The following is a 23,625-nucleotide window of genomic DNA, read 5'->3' as shown; positions in this document are numbered from 1 at the left end:
CTTCCCCCCCCCGCCGCTCTCCTTCTGTGCGTGTTGGTTGTGCTGCTCCCCGGGGGGGGGGGCGTGGGGGTGGCGGGGGCGCGCGCCGCCGACGCCGACACCGACGTGCGCGACCTCACCTCCGACCAGTTGCAGCCCGGCACACTGGCCGAGCTGACGAGCCCGTCGCTGTTCGCCGAGCGGAAGGTCGTCGTCGTCCGCAACGCGCAGGATCTGTCGGCGGACAGCATCAAGGACGTCAAGGCGTACCTCGGCTCGCCGGCCGAGGAGATCACCCTGGTGCTGCTGCACGCCGGTGGCGCCAAGGGCAAGGGGTTGCTCGACGCCGCCCGCAAGGCCGGTGCCCGGGAGGTCGCCTGCCCGAAGATGACGAAGCCGGCGGACCGGCTGGCTTTCGTGCGCGGGGAGTTCCGCACGCTCGGGAGGTCCGCGACCCCCGAGGCCTGCCAGGCGCTCGTCGACTCCATCGGCAGTGATCTGCGGGAGCTGGCGTCGGCCGTGACACAGCTCGCCGCCGACATCGACGGCACGATCGACGAGGCCGTCGTCGGGCGGTACTACACGGGGCGCGCCGAGGCGTCCAGCTTCACCGTGGCCGACCGGGCCGTGGAGGGGCGGGCCGCGGAGGCCCTGGAGGCCCTGCGGTGGTCGTTGTCGACCGGGGTCGCGCCCGTGCTGATCACCAGCGCCCTGGCGCAGGGCGTGCGCGCCATCGGGAAGCTGTCGTCCGCGCGCGGGGGGCGGCCCGCGGATCTGGCGCGGGAGCTCGGGATGCCGCCGTGGAAGATCGACCGGGTGCGGCAGCAGATGCGCGGGTGGACCCCGGACGGGGTCTCCGTGGCGTTGCGGGCCGTGGCCGAGGCCGACGCCGGGGTGAAGGGCGGCGGTGACGACCCGGAGTACGCGTTGGAGAAGGCCGTGGTCACGATCGCGCAGGCCGCGCGGTCACGAGGCCGGGAGTAGAACCCCGCCCGCTACCGTTCCACGCCAGCCAGCCAGCCAGCCAGCCAGCCAGCCAGCCAGCACGCCTGTCCGTCCGTCCACGCCGCGCTGGATGCACGCAGCCCCGGACGCAAAGACGCAGCCCCTGACACAAAGACGAAGCCCCGCCCTATAGATCAGGGCGGGGCTTCGGGACAAGCAGGTGGTGAGCCCACACCCGCGTGGCGAACGCAGTCGCGTGCGGGCTCGGGGTGCCGGTCGGGGGCGGATGAGAGAGGGCCCGCCCGGGTCCTTCCGGCGTCGGATCAGCTCCCGGAGTCGAATCCGGGAAGGGAAGAGAAAGATCAGCCCTTGAGCGCGGCAACCTTGGAAGCAAGCGCCGACTTCTTGTTGGCGGCCTGGTTCTTGTGGATGACGCCCTTCGAGACGGCCTTGTCGAGCTCACGCGCGGCAGCGCGCTGGTACTCGGTGGCCTTCTCGACGTCGCCCGCGGCAGCGGCCTCACGGGCCTTGCGGACCGCGGTCTTCAGGGAGGACTTGACCGACTTGTTGCGCAGCCGGGCCTTCTCGTTGGTCTTGATCCGCTTGATCTGGGACTTGATGTTCGCCACGAATGAGCCTTTGCAGGTTCAGGCACGGGGCCGGTGAGGGTCCGTACCGATGATTTTCACTGAGTGTGTGCCTCGGCTTAGAGGGCATGAGACACAGCTGCCCACGGTATCAGCCCTACTCCCACCGGCCCAAACCGGTACCGGCGTCCCGGCCGTGGGACCATGGAGGCTACGTATCGATCCGACCCGAGGCATAAGGCGCCTCAAGAGACAGGACCCTGCGTGCCCGCGATCCCTAACCATGTGCCCGAGCCGAGCCGTACCGACCCGGCGCTGCTCCGCAATTTCTGCATCATCGCGCACATCGACCACGGCAAGTCCACGCTCGCCGACCGGATGCTCCAGCTGACCGGAGTGGTCGAACAGCGGCAGATGCGTGCTCAGTACCTCGACCGGATGGACATCGAGCGCGAGCGCGGCATCACGATCAAGTCCCAGGCGGTGCGGTTGCCCTGGGCCCCCACCGCGGGCCCCGATCAGGGCAGTACCCACATCCTCAACATGATCGACACCCCGGGCCACGTGGACTTCACGTACGAGGTCTCGCGCTCGCTCGCCGCGTGCGAGGGCACCGTCCTGCTCGTCGACGCCGCCCAGGGCATCGAGGCCCAGACCCTCGCCAACCTCTACCTGGCGATGGAGAACGACCTCAAGATCGTCCCGGTGCTCAACAAGATCGACCTGCCGGCGGCGCAGCCCGAGAAGTTCTCCGAGGAGCTGGCGAACCTCATCGGCTGCGACCCGGACGACGTGCTCAAGGTCTCCGCGAAGACCGGCGTGGGCGTCGAGGCGCTGCTCGACAAGGTCGTCGCCGAGATCCCGTCGCCGGTCGGCGTCGCCGACGCCCCGGCGCGCGCGATGATCTTCGACTCGGTCTACGACTCGTACCGCGGTGTCGTCACCTACGTCCGTGTCGTGGACGGCCAGCTCAACAAGCGCGAGCGCATCAAGATGATGTCGACCGGCGCCACGCACGAGCTGCTCGAGATCGGTGTCTCCTCGCCGGAGATGACCCCGGCCGACGGCATCGGCGTCGGTGAGGTGGGCTACATCATCACCGGCGTCAAGGACGTCCGGCAGTCCAAGGTCGGTGACACGATCACCTCCCTGAACAAGGGCGCGACCGAGGCGCTGGGCGGCTACAAGGACCCGAGGCCGATGGTCTTCTCGGGCCTGTACCCGCTGGACGGCTCGGACTACCCGGACCTGCGCGAGGCCTTGGACAAGCTCCAGCTCAACGACGCCGCGCTCGTCTACGAGCCGGAGACCTCCGCCGCGCTCGGCTTCGGCTTCCGCGTCGGCTTCCTGGGCCTGCTCCACCTCGACGTGATCCGCGAGCGCCTGGAGCGCGAGTTCGGGCTCGACCTCATCGCCACCGCTCCGAACGTGGTCTACCGCGTGATCATGGAGGACGGCGCCGAGTTCACGGTGACCAACCCGAGCGAGTTCCCCGAGGGCAAGATCGACGAGGTGTACGAGCCCGTCGTACGCGCCACGATCCTGGCCCCGAGCGAGTTCATCGGCTCGATCATGGAGCTGTGCCAGAACCGGCGCGGTGTGCTGCTCGGCATGGACTACCTCTCCGAGGACCGCGTCGAGATCCGCTACACGCTGCCGCTGGCCGAGATCGTCTTCGACTTCTTCGACCAGCTGAAGTCCAAGACGCGCGGGTACGCCTCGCTGGACTACGAGCCCACCGGCGAGCAGTCCGCGCAGCTCGTCAAGGTCGACATCCTGCTCCACGGCGACAAGGTCGACGCCTTCTCGGCGGTCACGCACAAGGACCAGGCGTACGCCTACGGCGTGCGGCTCGTCGCCAAGCTGCGCGAGCTCATCCCGCGCCAGGCCTTCGAGGTGCCGGTGCAGGCGGCGATCGGCTCGCGCGTCATCGCCCGCGAGACGATCCGCGCCATCCGCAAGGACGTCCTCGCCAAGTGCTACGGCGGTGACATCTCCCGTAAGCGCAAGCTCCTGGAGAAGCAGAAGGAGGGCAAGAAGCGGATGAAGATGGTCGGCTCCGTCGAGGTGCCGCAGGAAGCCTTCATCGCGGTGCTCTCCAGCGACGACAGCGGTGGCGGCAAGAGCAAGAAGTGATCCCGGGCCCGCGCTGATCAGGCGCGGAGCAGCCACCCGGCCGTACGGAAGCGGTGGGACCCACACGCGCAGGCGTGACGGGCCCACCGCTTTTGTGTGGGTGCTGTGTGCGGCGGGCCCGGCGGGACGCGCACGTGGAAGTCACAGCCCGGTGCCCCTTACGCGCCGGGCCGGTGCGCTTTACCCTGATCACTGCTCAATGGTTACTCGCCAGTTAAACAAGCCGCGTTTCAACAGTCGCGGGCCCCGGAGGACGTCGTGAGCGACACACAGACCCTGATCGAGAACCGGCCGCCCTCCGTGGCGGCTCTCTTCCTGGAGCGCGTGGCCGCCACTCCGGATGCCGAGGCCTACCGCTACCCGGTGCCCGCGCCCTCCGGGACGGGCCCCGAGGAGTGGAAGTCCCTCAGCTGGGCCCAGGCCGCCGAGCGGGTGCACGCCATCGCCGCCGGCCTGGTCGAGCTGGGGCTGCGGCCCGAGGAGCGGGTGGCGCTCGCCTCCTCGACCCGGGTCGAGTGGATCCTCGCCGACCTCGGCATCATGTGCGCGGGCGCGGCGACCACCACCGTCTATCCGCAGACCAACGCGGAGGAGTCGGCGTTCATCCTGGCGGACTCCGAGTCGAAGGTGCTCGTCGCCGAGGACGCCGCGCAGCTCGCCAAGGCGCGCGAGCGCCGCTCCGAGCTGCCCGAGCTGGCCCACGTCGTGGTGATCGACGCGACCGGCGTCGAGCCCGACGCGGCCGACCCCGACGGCTGGCTGCTCACTCTGGAGGACCTGGAGGCGCGCGGCGCCGCGTACCTGGAGAAGAACCCGGACGTCGTCACGGAGCGGGTCGCGGCGATCCGCAAGGAACAGCTCGCCACCCTCATCTACACCTCCGGCACCACCGGCCGCCCCAAGGGCGTGCGGCTGCCGCACGACAACTGGTCGTACATGGCCAAGGCCACCGTCGCGACGGGGCTGATCACCAGCGAGGACGTGCAGTACCTGTGGCTGCCGCTCGCCCACGTCTTCGGCAAGGTGCTGACCAGCGGCCAGATCGAGGTCGGGCACGTGACGGCGGTCGACGGCCGCGTCGACAAGATCATCGAGAATCTGCCGGTCGTCCAGCCGACGTATATGGCCGCCGTGCCGCGCATCTTCGAGAAGGTCTACAACGGGGTCGCGGCCAAGGCGCGGGCCGGCGGCGCCGCCAAGTTCAAGATCTTCCAGTGGGCGGTCGGCGTCGCCCGCGAGTACGCCAAGGTCAGCCAGGACAACTTCCGCCGCACGGGCGTCGCCTCGGTGCCGTTCGCTCTCGCCTCGAAGCACAAGGTCGCCGACGCGCTGGTCTACAGCAAGCTGCGCGAGGCCTTCGGCGGCCGGCTGCGCGCCTGCGTCTCCGGCTCGGCCGCGCTCGCCCCCGACATCGGCTACTTCTTCGCCGGCGCGGGCGTCCACATCCTGGAGGGGTACGGCCTCACCGAGTCCTCGGCCGCGTCCTTCGTCAACCCCGGCGAGGCGTACCGCACCGGCACGGTCGGCAAGCCGCTGCCCGGCACCGAGGTGCGGATCGCCGACGACGGCGAGATCCTGATGCGCGGCCCCGGCATCATGGAGGGCTACCACCGGCTGCCCGAGAAGACCGCCGAGGTGCTGGAGAGCGACGGCTGGTTCCACACCGGGGACATCGGGGAGCTGTCCGTCGACGGCTACCTGCGGATCACCGACCGCAAGAAGGACCTCATCAAGACGTCGGGCGGCAAGTACATCGCGCCCGCCGAGGTCGAGGGCCAGTTCAAGGCGGTCTGCCCGTACCTCTCCAACATCCTGGTGCACGGCGCCAACCGGAACTTCTGCACCGCGCTCATCGCCCTCGACGAGCCCGCCATCATGGACTGGGCCAAGGAGAAGGGGCTCACGGGCACCACATACGCCGAGGTCGTCGCCGACCCCGCCACGGTCGCGCTCATCGACGGCTATGTGCGCGAGCTGAACGAGGGGCTCCAGCGCTGGCAGACCATCAAGAAGTTCAAGCTGCTCCCGCGCGACCTCGACGTGGAGCACGGTGAGCTGACGCCCAGCCTCAAGCTGAAGCGGCCCGTCGTCGAGCGGGAGTACAAGGAGCTGCTCGACGAGATGTACGCCGGGTCCCGGGAAGGCTGACCGACGCCGTGGGGCGCCCCGGTCAGGGGCGTCTCATCGTGCGCAGCGTCGCCTCCATCCGCGTGAGGTGGTGGCGCAGCTCCCGCACGTCGGGGTCGGGTGCCTGCGCGAGCTGGTGCTCGATCGACGCCAGCCGGGCCGTCACCGCGTCGAACTGCTGCTTCTCCCGGGCGAGCAGCCGCTCCAGCTGCTGGGACTTGCGGTGCAGATCGAGGAAGACCGTCACCTTGGCGCGCAGCACCCAGGGGTCGAAGGGCTTGGTCAGGTAGTCGGCCGCGCCCGTCGCGTAGCCGCGGAAGGCGAAACCGGCGTCGTCGGAGTCCGTGCCCGTCAGAAAGATGATGGGCACGTCCTTCGTCTGGTCCAGGCGCTTGATGTTCGTCGCCGTCTCGAACCCGTCCATGCCCGGCATGCGGATGTCGAGCAGGACGACGGCGAACCGCCGGCGCAGCAGCGCCTTCATCGCCTCCTCCCCCGAACGGGCCCTGACCAGCGGCTCGTTCAGCGATCCGAGGACGGCTTCCAGGGCGACGAGATTGTCCTCCATGTCGTCCACGAGAAGGATGCTCGCCTGCTGATCCGAAGTGAGCATGGGAGTGGTCATGCCGGTCCCTCATTCAATGGTCGGCGGGGCGACGGGCGCGTGTTCGTCCTCCCGCCCGTGTGCTGCGGTCGCCTCGCCGGCCCCGGGGGCCAGGAGGCCGCACACGACGGTGAGCAGCTGATCGACGTCGACCGGCTTGGGCACGTAGTCGTTGGCCCCCTTGGCGATCGACTTCTCGCGGTCGCCGGGCATGGCCTTGGCGGTCAGGGCCACGATCGGCAGCCCCGCCCACCGCGGGGTCCCGCGAATGACGGAGATCGTCTCATAGCCGTCCATCTCCGGCATCATGATGTCCATCAGGACGAGTTCGACGTCCGGGCTGCGCTCCAGGGTCTCGATGCCCTCCCGCCCGTTCTCCGCATACAGCACGGGCATCCCCACGCGGCCGAGTACGTGCGTCAGCGCGAAGACGTTGCGGATGTCGTCGTCGACGATCAGTACGCGGCGGCCCGGCAGCACCTGCCCCGCGAGCCCGGTCGTCCACCGCTCCAGCCTGTTCGGCGTGGGCCAGTTGTCCTCCTGCTCGTGGACCGGGTACGCGTCCGCGGGCTCGTCCTGCTGTGCCGGCACCAGCGGGGCCGGGCCCGCCCCCGCCTGGTCGGGCGACGGCTCGTGTCCGGGGTAGACGACAGGCACGTACAGCGTGAACGTCGATCCCTCGCCCGGCTCGCTCTCGGCGATGATGCGGCCGCCGAGCAGCCCGGCGATCTCCCGGCTGATGGACAGGCCGAGCCCCGTGCCGCCGTACTTGCGGTTGGTGGTGCCGTCGGCCTGCTGGAACGCCTCGAAGATGACGGGGAGTTTGTCGCGGGCGATGCCGATGCCGGTGTCGGAGACGGCGAACGCGATCAGGTCGTCGCTCTCGCGCACGAACTGGTGCTCCGGATCCTTGACCCGCTTGACGCGCAGCTCGACCCCGCCGCTCGCGGTGAACTTGATCGCGTTCGACAGGAGGTTGCGCAGGATCTGCTGGAGGCGCTGCTCGTCGGAGAAGACCTCGCGCGGTACGTCCTCGCCGACCGTCACCTCGAAGGCGAGCCCCCGGTCGATGGTGAGCGGCCGGAACGTGGCGTGGACGTAGTCGAGCAGCTTGATGAGGGGGAGCTTCTTGGGGCGTACGTCCATCCGGCCCGCCTCGATCTTCGACAGGTCGAGGATGTCGTTGATGAGCTGGAGCAGATCCGACCCCGAGCGGTGGATGGTCGTCGCGAACTGGACCTCCTGGTCGTTCAGGTGGCCGTCCGGGTTGTCGGAGAGCAGCCGGGCCAGGATGAGCAGCGAGTTGAGCGGGGTGCGCAGCTCGTGCGACATGTTCGCGAGGAACTCCGACTTGTACTGGGAGCTGGTCGCCAGCAGGGCGGCCTTCTCCTCCAGCTCCGCGTTCGAGCGCTGCAACTCGCCCTGCTGGCGCTGGAGTTCGTCCGAACGCTCCTGGAGCTGGGTGGCCAGGCGCTGGGACTCGCCGAGCAGGGACTCGGTACGGGAGTTGGCGATGATGGTGTTGATCGCGACGCCGATCGTGTTCACGAACTGGTCGAAGAAGGCCAGGTGGACATCGGAGAAGCGGGAGAAGGACGCCAGCTCGATGACGCCGAGCAGCTTGTCCTCGAAGAGGATCGGGATGATGACGACGGAGGCGGGAGCGGCCTCCCCGAGACCGCTGTTGATCTTGATGTAGTCCGGCGGCGCCTCCTCCACCAGGATGCGCTTCTTCTCCAGGGCCGCCTGCCGGACCAGGCCGTGCACCGGCATGCCGCCGGTGTCGACGACGAGCGCCGCCGCCGAGCCGTACCCCGCGATGTACGCGAGCCCCTTGGTCGGGATCGAGGTGCGGATCGGGGTGTCGCCCTCGTCCGGCTCGGCCAGGAAGAAGGCGCCGTACTGCGCGTTCACCAGCGGGGTCAGCTCGCGCAGGATCAGGTCCGCCACCTCCATGAGGTCCCGGTGGCCCTGCATCAGGGCCGCGAGCCGCGCCAGGTTCGACTCCAGCCAGTCCTTCGCGCGGGTCGTCTCGCGAAGGTTGGCCACCATCAGGTTGATGTTGTCCTTCAGCTCCGCGACCTCGCCCTGCGTCTCCACCGCGATGGAGCGCGACATGTCACCCTGCGTCACCGCGGACGCGACCTCGGCGATGGCGCGAACCTGTGTCGTCAGGTTCGACGCCAGCTCGTTCACGTTCGTCGTCAGGCGCTTCCAGGTGCCGTACACGCCCTCGACCCGCGCCTGACCACCGAGCCGGCCCTCCGAACCCACCTCGCGGGCCACGCGGGTGACCTCGGAGGAGAAGGACGACAGGGTGTCCACCATCGTGTTGATGGTCGTCTTCAGTTCCAGGATCTCGCCGCGCGCGTCGACGTCGATCTTCTTGGAGAGGTCGCCCTGCGCCACCGCCGTGGCGACCTGCGCGATGTTGCGGACCTGCGAGGTGAGGTTGTCCGCCATGTAGTTGACGTTGTCGGTCAGGTCCTTCCACACGCCGGAGACGCCGTGCACCGTCGCGCGCCCGCCGAGCCGGCCGTCCGTGCCGACCTCGCGGGCCACACGCGTGACCTCGTCGGCGAAGCCGCGCAACTGCTCCACCATCGTGTTGACGGTGTCCTTCAGCTCCAGGATCTCGCCGCGCGCGTCGACGGAGATCTTCTTGGACAGGTCGCCCTGCGCCACGGCCGTGGTGACCTGCGCGATGTTGCGCACCTGGGAGGTGAGGTTCGAGGCCATGAAGTTGACGTTCGCGGTGAGGTCGTTCCACACCCCGGCGACGCCGCGGACCTGGGCCTGACCGCCGAGGTTCCCCTCGGTGCCGACCTCGCGGGCGACGCGGGTGACCTCGTCGGCGAAGGCGGAGAGCTGGTCGACCATCGTGTTGATCGTCGACTTCAGCTCCAGGATCTCGCCCTTGGCCTCGACCGTGATCTTCTTGCCGAGGTCGCCCTGGGCCACCGCCGTGGAGACCAGGGCGATGTTGCGGACCTGCGAGGTCAGGTTGTCCGCCATGAAGTTGACGTTGTCGGTGAGGTCCTTCCAGACGCCGGAGACGCCGCGGACCTGGGCGCGGCCGCCCAGCTGGCCTTCCGTGCCGACTTCACGGGCGACGCGGGTGACCTCGTCGGCGAAGGCGGAGAGCTGGTCGACCATCGTGTTGATCGTCGACTTCAGCTCCAGGATCTCGCCCTTGGCGTCGACGGTGATCTTCTGGCTCAGGTCGCCGTTGGCCACGGCGGTGGTGACCTGCGCGATGTTGCGGACCTGGGAGGTGAGATTCGACGCCATGAAGTTGACGTTGTCGGTGAGGTCCTTCCAGACGCCGGAGACGCCGCGGACCTGGGCGCGGCCGCCCAGCTGGCCTTCCGTGCCGACTTCACGGGCGACGCGGGTGACCTCGTCGGCGAAGGCGGAGAGCTGGTCGACCATCGTGTTGACCGTCAGCTTCAGTTCGAGCAGCTCGCCGGTCGCCTCGATCGTGACGGTGCGCGTCAGGTCGCCGCGCGCCACCGCCGTCGTCACCAGGGCGATGTCGCGCACCTGGGCCGTGAGCCGGGACGCCATCGTGTTGACGGCCTCGGTCACGTCCCGCCAGCTGCCGGAGAGCCCCTGCGCCTTGGCGCGGCCGCCGAGCCGCCCCTCGGTGCCGACCTCGCGGGCCACCCGGGTCACCTCACCGGTGAACAGGGAGAGCTGGTCCACCATCTTGTTGACGGCACGGCCCAGTCTGCGCAGGTCCCCCCGGAGCTGCCGGTTGCCGTCGTGCAGGTCGACGCGCTGGGTCAGATCGCCGCCGGCCACCGCGTCCAGCACGCGCGTGGCGTTGGCCGCCGGAGCGACGAGCGCGCCGATGATGGTGTTGACGTCATGGATACGGGTCGCCCAGGCACCCTGCCCCGGGCTCGCCTCCAGCCGCTCGTCGAGCCGGCCGTGCCGGACGATCTCCCGGCGGACCCGGGTGAGTTCGGCGTTGTAATGCACACTGCGGTCGATCAGCTGGTTGAAGACCGCCGCCAGCTCACCGACCATGCCCTCCCCGCCGTCGGGGAGCCGGGTGAAGTTCCCGTCCCGCGCCGCCGAGAGGGCGGCGAGCAGCGGGCGGAGGTCCGGGGGGCGGACGACAGCGCTTTCCGGCCCGTCCTGATGCACACGCATAGCACTGTTCTCACTCATGGCGGCCGACTTCGGTAACTCGGTGCTTATGGGCATGGCCAGTCTGTCACTCTGTTCCTGTCGCCTGAGGCGTCTTTGGCCGAACTGCTCAGGAGCCGAACGTGGGGCCCATTCCTATCCAGCGGGAAACCACCTTCAGCGACGGGGACGTGAGGGACGATCCGCACGCCGGACCGGCCCAGGTCCGTACCTCGCTGCCGGGGGACCCGCTCGCGCCCGCGGCCGCCCGGCGCTTCGTGCGCGCCGCGTTCGCCGACTGGACCGTACGGGCGCTGCCGGGCTCCGCCGCCCTCGCCGGCCGCCTCGCGGACGACTCCGTCGTCGCCCTGAGCGAGCTGGTGACCAACGCCGTGGTGCACGCAGGCACCACCGTCGACCTGCTCTGCCGCCTCGATCCGGCCGCCGCCGACGGCACCCCCGCCGGCGTCGTCATCGAGGTCACCGACCACCACCCGGCCCGCGCCGTGCGCAGCCGGGGCGCCTCCCGCCCCGCCGAGACCCCCGAGTCCGGCCGCGGCCTCCACCTCGTCGCCTCCCTCGCCCACGCGTGGGGCATCACCTACCGCCCCGGCACCAAGACGGTCTGGGCCCGGCTGCCGGCCGACGAGAGCGACGGGAGCGACGAGGACCCGGGCGAGCCAAGCGTGCGGTCCGCCGTGCGCGCCCTGGAGCGCGGCCTGCACGCGGGCGACCTCCTCGCGCCCCTGCCCGGACGGGTGCCGCAGGACCGGGAGTGGATCAACCGCGGCGCGCTCTCCTTCCTCGCCGAGGCCTCCGACCTCCTCGCCGGCCAGCTCGACGAGGACATGGTCGCCGCACTCGTCGGCCAGCTCCTCGTGCCCCGGCTCGCCGACTGGTGCGCGATCTGGTTCTACGACGAGGAGGGCCGCGGCCTGCCCGGCACCGCCGACCACGATCTGCGCGGCGGCACCGACCCGATGCCCGCGCCCCGGCTCGCCCGCGTCTGGCACGGCCACGAGAACCGCACCGAGGAGCTGCGCCGGATCCTGGAGAAGGAGCCGCCGCGGCTGCCCGGCTCCGTGCGGACCGCGGCCGCCCCCGTGTCCTGGCCCTTCGAGCCGCGGGGCGACACCGGACCGGAGGAGTCCGGCGCCGCGCTCGCCTACCGGCTCATGGTCGGCGGCCGCAGCCTCGGCATCCTCCTCATCGGCCGCGGCGGCCTGCTCCGCTTCCCCGACGAGATCACCGGCCTCGTCGAGGACTTCTGCCGCCGGGTCGCCCTGGCCGTCAGCGCCGCCCGCCGCTTCACCCGGCAGGCCACCATCAGCCGCATCCTCCAGCGCGGCCTGCTGCCCACCGGCATCGCCGAGATCCCCGGCATGCAGAGCGCCCTCGTCTACGAGCCGAAGGAGGCGGGCGGCCCCGGCGGCGACTTCTACGACGTCTTCCCCGCCGGCGACGGCCGCTGGTGCTTCGCCCTCGGGGACATCCAGGGCAAGGGGCCCGAGGCCGCCGTCGTCATCGGGCTCGTCCGGCCCTGGCTGCGGCTGCTCGCCCGCGAGGGGTACCCGGTGGCCCAGGTCCTGGACCGGCTCAACCGGCTGCTGCTCGACGACGCCACCGAGGCCGCCGACGCCGCGGCCCGCGCCCTCGCCGCCGCCGGCGGCCAGGGCATCCCGTCGGAGGGCTCCAGCTCCCGCTTCCTCTCCCTCCTCTACGGCGAGCTGACCCCCGCCGCGGACGGCACGGGCGTCAGCTGCACCCTCGCCTCCGCCGGCCATCCGCTGCCGCTGCTGATGCGGCCGGGCGGCGACGTCGTCTCGGCGGCCCTGCCGCAGGTACTGCTCGGCGTCGTCGAGGACACCGGGTACACGAGCGAGACGTTCGAGCTGCTGCGGGGGGACACGCTGCTGTGCGTCACGGACGGGGTGACCGAGCGCCGCCGCGGCCGCCGCCAGTTCGACGACGACGACGGGCTCGCGCACGCCTTCGCCGGGTGCGCCGGGCTCACCGCCCAGCTGGTGGCCGAGCGGATCCGGCGCCTGGTGCACTCCTTCGCGGACGGCCCGCCCGACGACGATCTGGCGCTGCTCGTCCTCCAGGCGCTGTGAGGGTCCGGGAGGCGGGACAATGGGGGCATGCCTTCCGCACTCCCCGACGGTGAGCCCGTGCCCGACGACGGGTCGCTGCCCGCCTCCGCGCTCACCGGCGCCGCCGCCCGGCCCCTCGGTTTCTACCTGCACGTCCCGTACTGCGCCACGCGCTGCGGCTACTGCGACTTCAACACGTACACGGCGACCGAGCTGCGCGGCACCGGCGGCGTGCTCGCCTCCCGTGACAACTACGCGCAGACGCTGACCGAGGAGGTCCGCCTCGCCCGCAAGGTGCTGGGCGACGACCCCCGCCCGGTGCGGACGGTGTTCGTCGGGGGCGGGACGCCGACGCTGCTGGCCGCCGCCGATCTCGTCCGGATGCTGGCGGCGGTCCGCGAGGAGTTCGGGCTCGCGGACGACGCGGAGGTGACGACCGAGGCCAACCCCGAGTCGGTGGACCCGGCCTACCTCGCGGAGCTGCGGGCCGGGGGCTTCAACCGGATCTCGTTCGGCATGCAGAGCGCCCGGCAGCACGTGCTGAAGGTACTCGACCGTACCCACACGCCCGGCCGGCCCGAGGCCTGCGTCGCCGAGGCGCGGGCGGCCGGCTTCGAGCACGTGAACCTGGACCTGATCTACGGCACGCCCGGCGAGAGCGACGACGACTGGCGGGCCTCGCTCGACGCGGCCCTCGCGGCCGGCCCCGACCACGTCTCGGCGTACGCGCTGATCGTCGAGGAGGGCACGCAGCTCGCCCGGCGCATCCGGCGCGGCGAGGTGCCGATGACCGACGACGACGTGCATGCGGACCGGTACCTGATCGCCGACGAGACGATGGCGGCGGCGGGCTTCTCCTGGTACGAGGTGTCGAACTGGGCGACCTCCGACGCGGCCCGCTGCCTGCACAACGAGCTGTACTGGCGCGGGGCCGACTGGTGGGGCGCCGGGCCCGGGGCGCACTCGCACGTGGGCGGGGTGCGCTGGTGGAACGTGAAGCACCCCGGCGCGTATGCCGCCGCGCTGGCCGCGGGGAGGTCGCCGGGGGCGGGACGGGAAGTCCTGGCGGACGAGGACCGGCGGGTCGAGCGGATCCTGCTGGAGCTGCGGCTCCGCGACGGGTGTCCGCTGTCGTTGCTCAAGCCCGAGGGTGCCGTCGCGGCCCGGAAGGCGCTGGACGCCGGGCTGTTGGAGGCCGGGCCCTTCGGGGAGGGGCGGGCCGTGCTGACCCTGCGGGGGCGGTTGCTGGCCGACGGGGTCGTGCGGGACCTCGTCGACTGAGCGGGTCGATCGCGCGGGTGCGCCCTGGCTCCGCAGGGGTGCCGGTCCGGGGCGGGTGCGGCCCCGGTGGGGGCTGGGCGCGCAGTTCCCCGCGCCCCTGGCGGGGCTTCAGATCTCTGGGGCCGTCACGAAGTCGATCAGTTCCTCCACCTTGCCGAGGAGTTCGGGTTCCAGGTCCCTGTAGGAGTGGACCCGGGACAGGATGTGCTGCCAGGCCTCGCCCGTGTTCGCCACGCGCCAGCCCAGGGCGCGGCACACGCCCGTCTTCCAGTCCTGGCCGTGCGGGACCCGGGGCCAGGCCCGGATGCCCACCGAGGACGGCTTCACCGCCTCCCAGATGTCGATGTACGGGTGGCCGACCACCAGCGCGTCGGCGCTCGTCACCGACTGGGCGATGCGCCACTCCTTCGTACCGGGGACCAGGTGGTCGACGAGGACGCCCAGGCGCGCGTCGGGGCCCGGGGCGAACTCCGCCACGATCGCCGGGAGGTCGTCGACGCCCTCCAGGAACTCCACGGCCACGCCCTCGATGCGCAGGTCGTCGCCCCAGACCCGTTCGATGAGCTGGGCGTCGTGCTTGCCCTCCACGTAGATGCGGCCCGCCCGGGCCACGCGCGCGCGGGCGCCGGGCACCGCGAGCGAACCGGACGCCGTGCGGGTGGGGCGGACCGGGCCGCCGGCCGCGGGGCGGACCAGCGTGACGACCTTGCCCTCCAGCAGGAAGCCGCGCGGCTCCATCGGGAACGCGCGGTGCTTGCCGAACCGGTCCTCCAAGGTCACCGTCGGCCCCTGCGCGGTCTTCTCCACGCGCACGACCGCGCCGCAGAACCCCGTGGTGACCTCCTCCACGACGAGGTCCGGCTCCGCCGGGACCTCGGGCACGGACCGGTTCCGCTTCCAGGGAGGAGTCAGGTCGGCAGAGTACTGGCGCATTCGGCAGACGATAAGAGAAGCCCGGGGGCGCCGCCTACGACACGCCGGAGCGGCCCGCCAGTGTGGCGCGCTGCTCGTGGACAAACGCCGCATTCACCGCCGAACCGTGGCCCGGGACGTAGCGCGCGTCCTCGCCGCCGAGCGCCAGCAGCCGGTCCAGCGCGGCCGGCCACCGCTGCGGGGCCGCGTCCGGCCCCGCCTGGGGTTCGCCCGACTCCTCGACCAGGTCCCCGCAGAAGGCGATCTCCGGCCCCGAGGGCGCGGAGACCAGGACCGCGAGGTCGTGACCGGTGTGCCCGGGGCCGACGTTCGCCAGCAGCACCCGGACGCCGCCGCCCAGGTCGAGGGTGCGCTCGCCGCACACCCGGTGGCCCGGGGTGACCAGGAGATCCGCTGCCTCGCCCGCGAGATCGGGGTCGAGGCCGTGACGTACGGCATCGGCGCGCAGCGCGTCCGCGCCGCCGCCCGCGAAGACGGTGTCGATGCCCGCGGCCCCGTAGACCTCGACGCCCGCGAAGGCCGCCGTGCCGAAGACGTGGTCGAAGTGCGGATGAGTCAGCGCGATGTGCGTCACCCTCCGGTCCGGGCCCAGCAGGCGGCGCGTGTCCGCGCGCAGCCGGGCGCCCTCCCGCAGTGAAGATCCGGTGTCGATCAGCAGGGCCGCGTCCTCGCCCGCGACCAGCCCGGTCGTACAGTCCCAGCCGGGCAGCCGGATTCGCCCCACATGCGGCGCCAGTTCTTCCCATCCGGACGCCGTCCAGTCGATGACTCGCATCCCCCGAAGCTAGCGGCCTTGCCGGGCCCGTACCCACCGGCCGTACACTGAGCCGGGGACGACTGGCACTCGCGCGCAGCGAGTGCCAGAACCGGAACGATCACGAGAACGATCAGGGACAGTTGCTGGAGGTGTGCGCCGATGCTCAGTGAACGCAGGCTCGAAGTGCTGCGCGCCATCGTCCAGGACTACGTCGGCACCGAGGAGCCCGTCGGCTCCAAGGCGCTGACCGAGCGGCACAGCCTCGGCGTCTCCCCGGCGACCGTGCGCAACGACATGGCCGCCCTGGAGGACGAGGGGTTCATCGCCCAGCCGCACACCAGCGCCGGGCGCATCCCCACCGACAAGGGCTACCGCCTCTTCGTCGACAAGCTCACCGCGGTGAAGCCGATGACCGGGCCGGAGCGGCGCGCCATCCAGAACTTCCTGGAGGGCGCCGTCGACCTCGACGACGTCGTCGGACGGACCGTGCGGCTGCTCGCGCAGCTGACGCGGCAGGTCGCGGTCGTCCAGTACCCGTCCCTGACCCGGTCCACCGTGCGCCATGTCGAGCTGCTCTCGCTCGCACCCGCCCGCCTGATGCTCGTACTGATCACGGACACCGGGCGCGTGGAGCAGCGGATGATCGACTGCCCGGCGCCGTTCGGCGAATCGTCCGTGGCGGATCTGCGGGCCCGGCTCAACAGCCGGGTCGCGGGCCGCCGCTTCGCCGACGTGCCGCAGCTGGTGCAGGACCTGGCCGAGGCCTTCGAGGCGGAGGACCGCGGCACGGTCACGACGGTGCTCTCCACGTTGCTGGAGACGCTCGTCGAGGAGACCGAGGAGCGGCTGATGATCGGCGGCACCGCCAATCTCACCCGCTTCGGACATGACTTTCCCCTCACCATCCGGCCCGTGCTGGAGGCCCTCGAGGAGCAGGTCGTGCTCCTCAAGTTGCTTGGTGAGGTGGGTGATTCGGGCATGGCCGTACGGATCGGTCACGAGAACGCCCACGAGGGACTCAACTCCACGTCCGTCGTGTCGGTCGGCTACGGTTCGGGCGGCGAGGCAGTTGCCAAGCTCGGCGTGGTCGGCCCGACCCGCATGGATTACCCGGGAACGATGGGAGCAGTACGCGCAGTGGCACGTTACGTCGGACAGATCCTGGCGGAGTCGTAAGTGGCCACGGACTACTACGCCGTACTCGGCGTGCGCCGCGACGCTTCCCAGGACGAGATCAAGAAGGCCTTTCGAAGGCTCGCTCGTGAACTTCACCCGGACGTGAATCCGGACCCGAAGACGCAGGAGCGGTTCAAGGAGATCAACGCCGCCTACGAGGTGCTCTCCGACCCGCAGAAGAAGCAGGTCTACGACCTCGGGGGCGACCCCCTGTCGGGGGCCGGCGGAGGCGGCGCCGGAGGCTTCGGCGCCGGTGGGTTCGGGAACTTCTCGGACATCATGGACGCGTTCTTCGGAACCGCGTCGCAGCGCGGGCCCCGCTCGCGCACGCGCCGCGGCCAGGACGCCATGATCCGGCTCGAGATCGAGCTGGACGAGGCCGCCTTCGGCACCACCAAGGACCTCCAGGTCGACACGGCTGTGGTCTGTACGACCTGTAGCGGTGAGGGCGCGGCTCCCGGTACCTCTGCCCAGACCTGCGACATGTGTCGCGGGCGCGGCGAGGTCTCCCAGGTCACGCGCTCCTTCCTCGGCCAGGTCATGACGAGCCGGCCGTGCCCGCAGTGCCAGGGGTTCGGCACCGTCGTGCCGACGCCCTGCCCCGAGTGCGCCGGCGACGGCCGCATCCGGTCGCGGCGCACGCTGACGGTGAAGATCCCGGCCGGTGTGGACAACGGCACGCGGATCCAGCTCGCGGGCGAGGGCGAGGTCGGCCCCGGCGGCGGCCCCGCCGGTGACCTGTACGTCGAGATCCACGAGCTGCCGCACGCCGTCTTCCAGCGGCGCGGCGACGACCTGCACTGCACGGTGACCATCCCGATGACGGCGGCGGCCCTCGGCACGAAGGTGCCGCTGGAGACGCTCGACGGCATGGAGGAGGTCGACATCCGGCCGGGCACGCAGTCCGGCCAGTCGGTCCCGCTGCACGGGCGCGGCATCACGCATCTGCGCGGCGGCGGCCGGGGCGACCTCATCGTGCACGTCGAGGTCATGACCCCACAGAAGCTCGAACCGGAGCAGGAGCGGCTCCTGCGCGAGCTGGCCAAGCTGCGCGGCGAGGAGCGCCCCACGGGCCAGTTCCAGCCGGGGCAGCAGGGGTTGTTCTCGCGGTTGAAGGACGCGTTCAACGGGCGGTGAGGTCTGAGGGTGTGCCACCCCGTCCGGGGTGGCACATGCCAGGCGGAACAGCCGATTCGGCCGTCCGACGCGTCCGTGGCACGATGCGCTCATGCCCCTCGCGCTGACAGATCTCTGCCCCTGTTTGATCGTGCAGGCCCCCATGGCGGGCGGCGCGTCCTGTCCCGCGCTCGTCGCCGCCGTCTCCGAGGCGGGCGGCCTCGGGTTCCTCGCCGCCGGGTACAAGACGGCCGACGGGATGTACGAGGAGATCAAGCAGGTCCGCGCGCTGACCGGCCGCCCGTTCGGCGTCAACCTGTTCCTGCCGCAGCCGGAGTACGCGGACCCGGCCGCGGTCGACGTCTACCGCCACCAGCTCGCCGGTGAGGCCGGCTGGTACCAGACCCCGCTCGGCGACCCCGACGGCGGACGCGACGACGGCTACGACGCCAAGCTCGCCATCCTCCTCGACGACCCGGTGGCGCTGGTCACCTTCACGTTCGGCTGCCCCACTCCCGCGGTGACCGAGGCGCTGCGCGGTGTGGGCACGTTCACCGCCGTCACCGTGACCACCGTGGAGGAGGCGCTCGCCGCCCAGCGGTCCGGCGCGGACGCCGTCTGCGTCCAGGGCATCGAGGCCGGCGGCCACCAGGGCACACACCGGGACAACCCCGAGGCCGACGGCAGCGGCGTCGGACTGCTGGCGCTCATCGCGCAGGTCCGCGAGGCGGTCCGGCTGCCGATCATCGCGGCCGGCGGCATCATGCGCGGCGCGCAGATCGCCGCCGTGCTCGCCGCGGGCGCCGACCTGGCCCAGCTGGGGACGGCGTTCCTCGTGACGCCCGAGTCCGGCGCGCCCGCCCCGCACAAGCAGGCCCTGACCGACCCGCTCTTCACCAGGACCGAGCTGACCCGGGCGTTCTCCGGGCGGCCCGCGCGCGGCCTCGTCAACCGCTTCCTGCGCGAGCACGGGCCGTACGCGCCCGCCGCCTACCCGGAGATCCACCACATGACGTCACCGCTGCGCAAGGCGGCCGCCAAGGCGGGTGACCCGCAGGCCATGGCGCTGTGGGCGGGGCAGGGCCACCGGCTGGCCCGGGAGCTGCCCGCCGGGCAGCTCGTCGAGGTCCTCGCCGCCGAACTCGTCGCCGCCAAGGCCACGCTCGGACAGCGCGGTGCCGCGTGACCGCGCCGGTGTTCGTGGTCGAGGGCCCGGTGCCGGACGGGTGCAGCTACGTACTGGACGGCCCCGAGGGGCGGCACGCCGTCTCCGTCAAGCGGCTGCGGGCGGGCGAGTCCCTCGTCCTGACCGACGGGCACGGGACGTGGAGCGAAGGCGTCGTCACCGCCGCCGAGGGCAAGGACCGCCTCGTCGTCGAGGCCGGGCCGGTGCGCACCGAACCCGTGGAGCGGCCCCGGATCACCGTGGTGCAGGCGCTGCCCAAGGGTGACCGCGGGGAGCTGGCCGTGGAGACCATGACCGAGACGGGCGTCGACGCGATCGTGCCGTGGGCGGCGTCCCGGTGCATCACGCAGTGGCGCGGTGAGCGCGGGACCAAGGCGCTGAACAAGTGGCGGGCCACCGCCCGCGAGGCCGGCAAGCAGTCGCGCCGGGTCCGCTTCCCCGAGGTCGCGCAGGCGGCCTCCACCAAGGAGGTCGCGACGCTGCTCGCCGGGGCGCGGCTGGCGGCCGTCCTGCACGAGGACCGGGACGCGGCGAGCGCCGCGCTGGCCTCCGCGCCGCTCCCGGCGGACGGCGAGATCGTGCTCGTGGTGGGTCCCGAGGGCGGGGTGTCGCCGGAGGAGCTGGCGGTCTTCGCGCAGGCCGGGGCGCGGCCCTTCCGGCTCGGACGCAGCGTGCTGCGGACGTCGACGGCCGGCACGGCGGCGGTGGCGCTGCTGCTGGGCCGCACCGGCCGCTGGGGCTGAGCGCCGCCGCCCCCGCACAGTGGCCGCAACGGCCCTATCGGCGTACCCGCGGCAGTGGCATCCTGCCGGACATGGGGGACACAGGGTGGATCCGCAGGGGCGCGCGACGGGCACGGACCGGACGGGCGCTGGCCGTGGGCGGCGCCGTCGCCGCCCTGGCCGCCGGGGCCGTCGCGTGCCGGCCCGTCGACGGCCGGCTCGACACGGTCACGGTCGCCGCCACCACCGACGCGCAGGCCACGCGGGAACTGGACCGGATCCACGCGGACGTCGCCTGGCTGAGCTGTGTCGCCACCTACAGCGGCGCGTCCACCGCGTCGTCCCGCCCCTCGTCCCGCACGGCGCCGGGCGAGGTGAACGTGGACTGTCACGGCCGGACCCGGAACGGCAAGGACATCACCGTCAAGGGGCGGGTGCACGGCGTCGTCTCCGGCAAGTGCGTGCGCGGCACGCTGACCGCGCGGGTCGACAAGAAGGTCCGGTTCCGGCTCCAGGTCCTCGGCAACTGCGCCGCTACGCCCACGACCACGTACACACCGGACGGCCCCACGCCGCACGAGAGCGGGCACAGGTCCCCGGCCGCGCCCGCGCACCACACGCCGCGGCCGGGCGCCACGCAGACCGTGACGCGGACCGTCACGGTCCACGCGCCCGAGCCCAACTGCTCCTGCTTCCAAGGGAAATGAGCCACGTACGAAACGATCGAAAGGCTGACGCGCGGCCTGCGCAAACCTAGGGTGACGGAGTGACGAATCCTGCCTACCTCCGCTTTCCCCACCTCCACGGCGAGCTGGTGGTCTTCACCGCAGAGGACGACGTGTGGGCCGCGCCGGTCGACGGCGGCCGCGCCTGGCGCGTCAGCGCCGACGACGTACCGGTGAGCCACCCCCGTCTCTCCCCGGACGGCACGACCGTCGCCTGGACGTCACGGCGCGACGGCGCACCCGAGGTGCACACCGCCCCGGTCGACGGCGGCCCCGCCGCACGCCTGACGTACTGGGGGAGCTGGACCACCACCGTGCGCGGCTGGACGCCCGACGGGCGCGTCCTCGCCACCACCTCGCACGGCCAGGCGTCGCTGCGCCGCAACTGGGCCCACGCCCTGCCGCTGGACGGCGGCCCCGCCGAGCCGCTGCCCTACGGACCGGTGAGCGGCATCGCGTACGGGCCGGACTGCGCCGTCGTCCTGCTCTCCGCGTCGATGGGCCGGGAGGCCGCCCACTGGAAGCGGTACCGGGGCGGCACCGCGGGAAAGCTGTGGATCGACCGCGACGGCGGCGGCGACTTCGTCCGGCTGCACGAGGGACTCGACGGGAACATCGAACACCCGCTCTGGGTGGGGGAGCGCGTGGCGTTCCTCTCCGACCACGAGGGCGTCGGCGCGCTCTACTCGTCCCTGGCGGACGGCTCGCGGCTGCGCCGGCACACCCCCGTCGGGGACGCGTTCTACGCCCGGCACGCCGCCACCGACGGCGCCCGCACCGTGTACGCGAGCGGCGGCGAGCTGTGGCTCCTCGACGACCTGGACACGGCCGAACCGCGCCGCGTCGATGTGCGGCTCGGCGGGCAGCGCGTCCGGACGCGGCCGCGTCCGGTGGACGCGGCCCGCTGGTTCGGGTCCGCCTCGCCCGACCGCACCGGGCGCGGCAGCGCGGTCGCCGTCCGCGGTGCCGTGCACTGGGTGACCCACCGCGCCGGGCCCGCCCGCGCGCTCGCCGCCGAGCCGGGCGTACGGGCCCGGCTCCCGCACACGTTCCGCGCCGACGGCGAGGAGCACGTGGTGTGGGTGACCGACGCCGAGGGCGACGACGCGCTGGAGTTCGCGCCCGCCACCGGGGCCGCACCGGGCGCCGCCCCGCGCCGGATCGGCGCCGGGCGGTTCGGCCGCGTCCTCGGCCTCTCCGTCGCGCCGGACGGCGGGCGGGTCGCCGTCGCCGCGCACGACGGCCGCGTCCTGCTCGTCGAGCGCGACACCGGCGACGTACGCGAGGTGGACCGCAGCGAGGACGGGCACGCCACCGGGCTCGCCTTCTCGCCCGACTCGGCGTGGCTCGCCTGGTCCCACCCGGGACCGCACGGCCTGCGCCGGCTCAAGCTCGCCAACACCGCAGACCTCGCCGTCACCGAGGCGACCCCGCTGCGCTTCCGCGACTACGCGCCCGCCTTCACCCTCGACGGCAAGCACCTGGCGTTCCTGTCGGCCCGCTCCTTCGACCCCGTCTACGACGAGCACGCCTTCGACCTCGCGTTCGTCAGCGGCTCGCGGCCCCATCTGCTGGCGCTGGCCGCGACCACCCCGTCCCCGTTCGGCCCGCAGCGCCACGGGCGGCCGTTCGAGCCGGCCGCCGCCCCGGCCGCCGGGACGCCCGACAGCGAGGGCGTCCCCACCACCCGCGTCGACCTGGAGGGCCTCGCCGACCGCATCGTGCCGTTCCCCGTCGAGGCCGCCCGGTACTCGACGCTGCGCACTGCCAGGGACGGCGTGCTGTGGCTGCGGCACCCGGTGCGCGGCGTGCTCGGCGACTCGCGGGCGGACCGCGCCGATCCCGACCCGAAGGCCCGGCTCGAACGGTACGACCTCGTCCAGCAGCGCATCGAGGAACTCGGCGCCGACGCCGACCACTTCGAGGTCACCGGCGACGGCAAGCGGGTGCTGCTGTGGTCCGGCGAGGCGCTCAAGGTCGTCCCGAGCGACCGGCGCCCCTCGCACGACGACGACAGCGACACGCACATCACCGTCGACCTGGCCCGGATCAGCCAGAGCGTCGACCCGGCCGCCGAATGGCGCCAGATGTACGACGAGACCGGCCGCCTGATGCGCGACAACTTCTGGCGCCCCGACATGAACGGCGTCGACTGGACCGGCGTACTGGAGCGCTACCGCCCCCTGCTCGACCGGGTCGCCACCCACGACGACCTCGTCGACCTGCTCTGGGAGGTCCAGGGCGAACTGGGCACCTCGCACGCCTACGTCGTCCCCGCCGGCCGGGGCGCTCCCGCCGGACGCCGCCAGGGGCTGCTCGGGGCCGACCTCTCCCGGCACCAGGACGGACCGCGGGGCGCGCCGCGCTGGCGGGTGGACCGGGTGCTGCCCTCCGAGACCTCCGACCCGCGTGCCCGCTCCCCGCTCGCCGCGCCCGGCGTCGCGGTGCGCGCCGGCGACGCGGTCGTGGCGGTGGGCGGGCGGGTCGTCGACCCGGTGACCGGCCCCGGCCCGCTGCTCGTGGGCACCGCGGGCAAGCCCGTCGAGCTGACCGTGGAGCCCGCCGGGGGCGGCGAGCCGCGGCACGTGGTCGTGGTGCCGGTCGCCGACGAGGAACCGCTGCGCTACCACGCGTGGGTCGCCGGCCGGCGCGGCTACGTCCACGAGCGGTCCGGCGGGCGGCTCGGCTATCTGCACGTGCCCGACATGCAGGCGCCCGGCTGGGCGCAGATCCACCGCGACCTCAGCGTGGAGGTCGCCCGCGAGGGCCTCGTCGTCGACGTCCGCGAGAACCGCGGCGGTCACACCTCCCAGCTCGTCGTGGAGAAGCTGGCCCGGCGCGTCGTCGGGTGGGACGTACCGCGCGACAGCCGCCCCTTCAGCTACCCGATGGACGCGCCGCGGGGACCCGTGGTCGCCGTCTGCAACGAGTTCTCCGGCTCCGACGGCGACATCGTCAGCGCCGCGATCAAGGCGCTCGGGATCGGGCCCGTAGTGGGCGTGCGCACCTGGGGCGGCGTCATCGGGATCGACAGCCGGTACCGCCTGGTGGACGGGACGCTGGTGACCCAGCCGAAGTACGCGACGTGGCTGGAGGGTTCCGGGTGGGGCGTCGAGAACCATGG

Annotated in this window: 16 protein-coding genes; 11 read left to right on the top strand and 5 right to left on the bottom strand. The window is 72.3% G+C overall.

The window, feature by feature from the left end; genetic code table 11:
- The first annotated feature begins 24 nt into the window (after positions 1-24).
- The gene (gene holA / locus ABZY33_RS32920) at positions 25-963 is read left to right on the top strand and encodes a DNA polymerase III subunit delta (protein ID WP_356495375.1); all 939 of its coding nucleotides are present in this window, start codon (positions 25-27) and stop codon (positions 961-963) included.
- A 323-nt stretch (positions 964-1,286) separates the two neighbouring features.
- On the opposite strand, the gene rpsT is transcribed toward holA, so the two are convergent.
- Complete coding sequence (gene rpsT / locus ABZY33_RS32915; protein ID WP_324772209.1) at positions 1,287-1,553, bottom strand: 30S ribosomal protein S20; 267 nt, start codon at positions 1,551-1,553, stop codon at positions 1,287-1,289.
- A 222-nt stretch (positions 1,554-1,775) separates the two neighbouring features.
- Between rpsT and lepA the strand changes: the two genes are divergently transcribed.
- Positions 1,776-3,647: a translation elongation factor 4 gene (gene lepA, locus ABZY33_RS32910; RefSeq protein WP_356495373.1), complete on the top strand. Its 1,872-nt coding sequence runs from the start codon at positions 1,776-1,778 to the stop codon at positions 3,645-3,647.
- A gap of 258 nt (positions 3,648-3,905) precedes the next feature.
- The gene (locus ABZY33_RS32905) at positions 3,906-5,795 is read left to right on the top strand and encodes a long-chain fatty acid--CoA ligase (RefSeq protein ID WP_356495372.1); all 1,890 of its coding nucleotides are present in this window, start codon (positions 3,906-3,908) and stop codon (positions 5,793-5,795) included.
- A 22-nt stretch (positions 5,796-5,817) separates the two neighbouring features.
- On the opposite strand, the gene ABZY33_RS32900 is transcribed toward ABZY33_RS32905, so the two are convergent.
- A complete protein-coding gene (locus ABZY33_RS32900) occupies positions 5,818-6,399 on the bottom strand; it encodes a response regulator (protein WP_356495371.1) in 582 nt (193 codons plus the stop codon).
- A gap of 9 nt (positions 6,400-6,408) precedes the next feature.
- Positions 6,409-10,554, bottom strand: a complete 4,146-nt coding sequence (locus ABZY33_RS32895) for a HAMP domain-containing protein (protein WP_356495370.1) — start codon at positions 10,552-10,554, stop codon at positions 6,409-6,411.
- Positions 10,555-10,703: 149 nt separating this feature from the next.
- Here ABZY33_RS32895 and ABZY33_RS32890 point away from each other — a divergent pair, with 149 nt between their 5' ends.
- Both ABZY33_RS32890 and hemW read left to right on the top strand, forming a co-directional pair.
- Positions 10,704-12,626 carry a SpoIIE family protein phosphatase gene (locus ABZY33_RS32890; protein WP_356495374.1) on the top strand — a complete coding sequence of 641 codons (1,923 nt, stop codon included), beginning with the start codon at positions 10,704-10,706 and terminating at the stop codon, positions 12,624-12,626.
- A 27-nt stretch (positions 12,627-12,653) separates the two neighbouring features.
- Positions 12,654-13,886, top strand: coding sequence for a radical SAM family heme chaperone HemW (gene hemW, locus ABZY33_RS32885; RefSeq protein WP_356495369.1), 1,233 nt, complete (start codon positions 12,654-12,656; stop codon positions 13,884-13,886).
- A 108-nt stretch (positions 13,887-13,994) separates the two neighbouring features.
- Here hemW and ABZY33_RS32880 read toward each other — a convergent pair whose 3' ends face one another.
- Positions 13,995-14,819, bottom strand: a complete 825-nt coding sequence (locus ABZY33_RS32880) for a DUF3097 domain-containing protein (protein ID WP_356495368.1) — start codon at positions 14,817-14,819, stop codon at positions 13,995-13,997.
- Positions 14,820-14,853: 34 nt separating this feature from the next.
- On the bottom strand, positions 14,854-15,594 hold the full coding sequence (locus ABZY33_RS32875; protein ID WP_356495367.1) for an MBL fold metallo-hydrolase: 741 nt from the start codon (positions 15,592-15,594) through the stop codon (positions 14,854-14,856).
- A gap of 141 nt (positions 15,595-15,735) precedes the next feature.
- Between ABZY33_RS32875 and hrcA the strand changes: the two genes are divergently transcribed.
- The 6 genes from hrcA to ABZY33_RS32845 all read left to right on the top strand — a co-directional run.
- The gene (gene hrcA, locus ABZY33_RS32870) at positions 15,736-16,752 is read left to right on the top strand and encodes a heat-inducible transcriptional repressor HrcA (protein WP_356495366.1); all 1,017 of its coding nucleotides are present in this window, start codon (positions 15,736-15,738) and stop codon (positions 16,750-16,752) included.
- Positions 16,753-17,889, top strand: a complete 1,137-nt coding sequence (dnaJ, locus tag ABZY33_RS32865; RefSeq protein ID WP_356495365.1) for a molecular chaperone DnaJ — start codon at positions 16,753-16,755, stop codon at positions 17,887-17,889.
- A gap of 91 nt (positions 17,890-17,980) precedes the next feature.
- Positions 17,981-19,054 (top strand): nitronate monooxygenase, encoded by a 1,074-nt coding sequence (locus ABZY33_RS32860; RefSeq protein WP_356495364.1) that lies wholly within the window; start codon positions 17,981-17,983, stop codon positions 19,052-19,054.
- Entirely contained in the window at positions 19,051-19,797 is a 747-nt protein-coding gene (locus tag ABZY33_RS32855; protein ID WP_356495363.1) for a 16S rRNA (uracil(1498)-N(3))-methyltransferase, read from the top strand. The genes ABZY33_RS32860 and ABZY33_RS32855 overlap by 4 nt, the downstream gene beginning before the upstream one ends.
- 71 nt (positions 19,798-19,868) lie before the next feature.
- Positions 19,869-20,483, top strand: coding sequence for a hypothetical protein (locus ABZY33_RS32850; protein WP_356495362.1), 615 nt, complete (start codon positions 19,869-19,871; stop codon positions 20,481-20,483).
- 59 nt (positions 20,484-20,542) lie between these two features.
- Positions 20,543-23,625: PDZ domain-containing protein (locus tag ABZY33_RS32845; protein WP_356495361.1), on the top strand; the 3,083-nt coding region annotated here is incomplete at its 3' end.

Source organism: Streptomyces sp. NPDC006552 (assembly GCF_040611655.1).
Classification (GTDB): Bacteria; Actinomycetota; Actinomycetes; order Streptomycetales; family Streptomycetaceae; genus Streptomyces.
The sequence above is the reverse complement of the archived record's forward strand: the minus strand, read 5'-3'. Positions and strand labels throughout refer to the sequence as shown.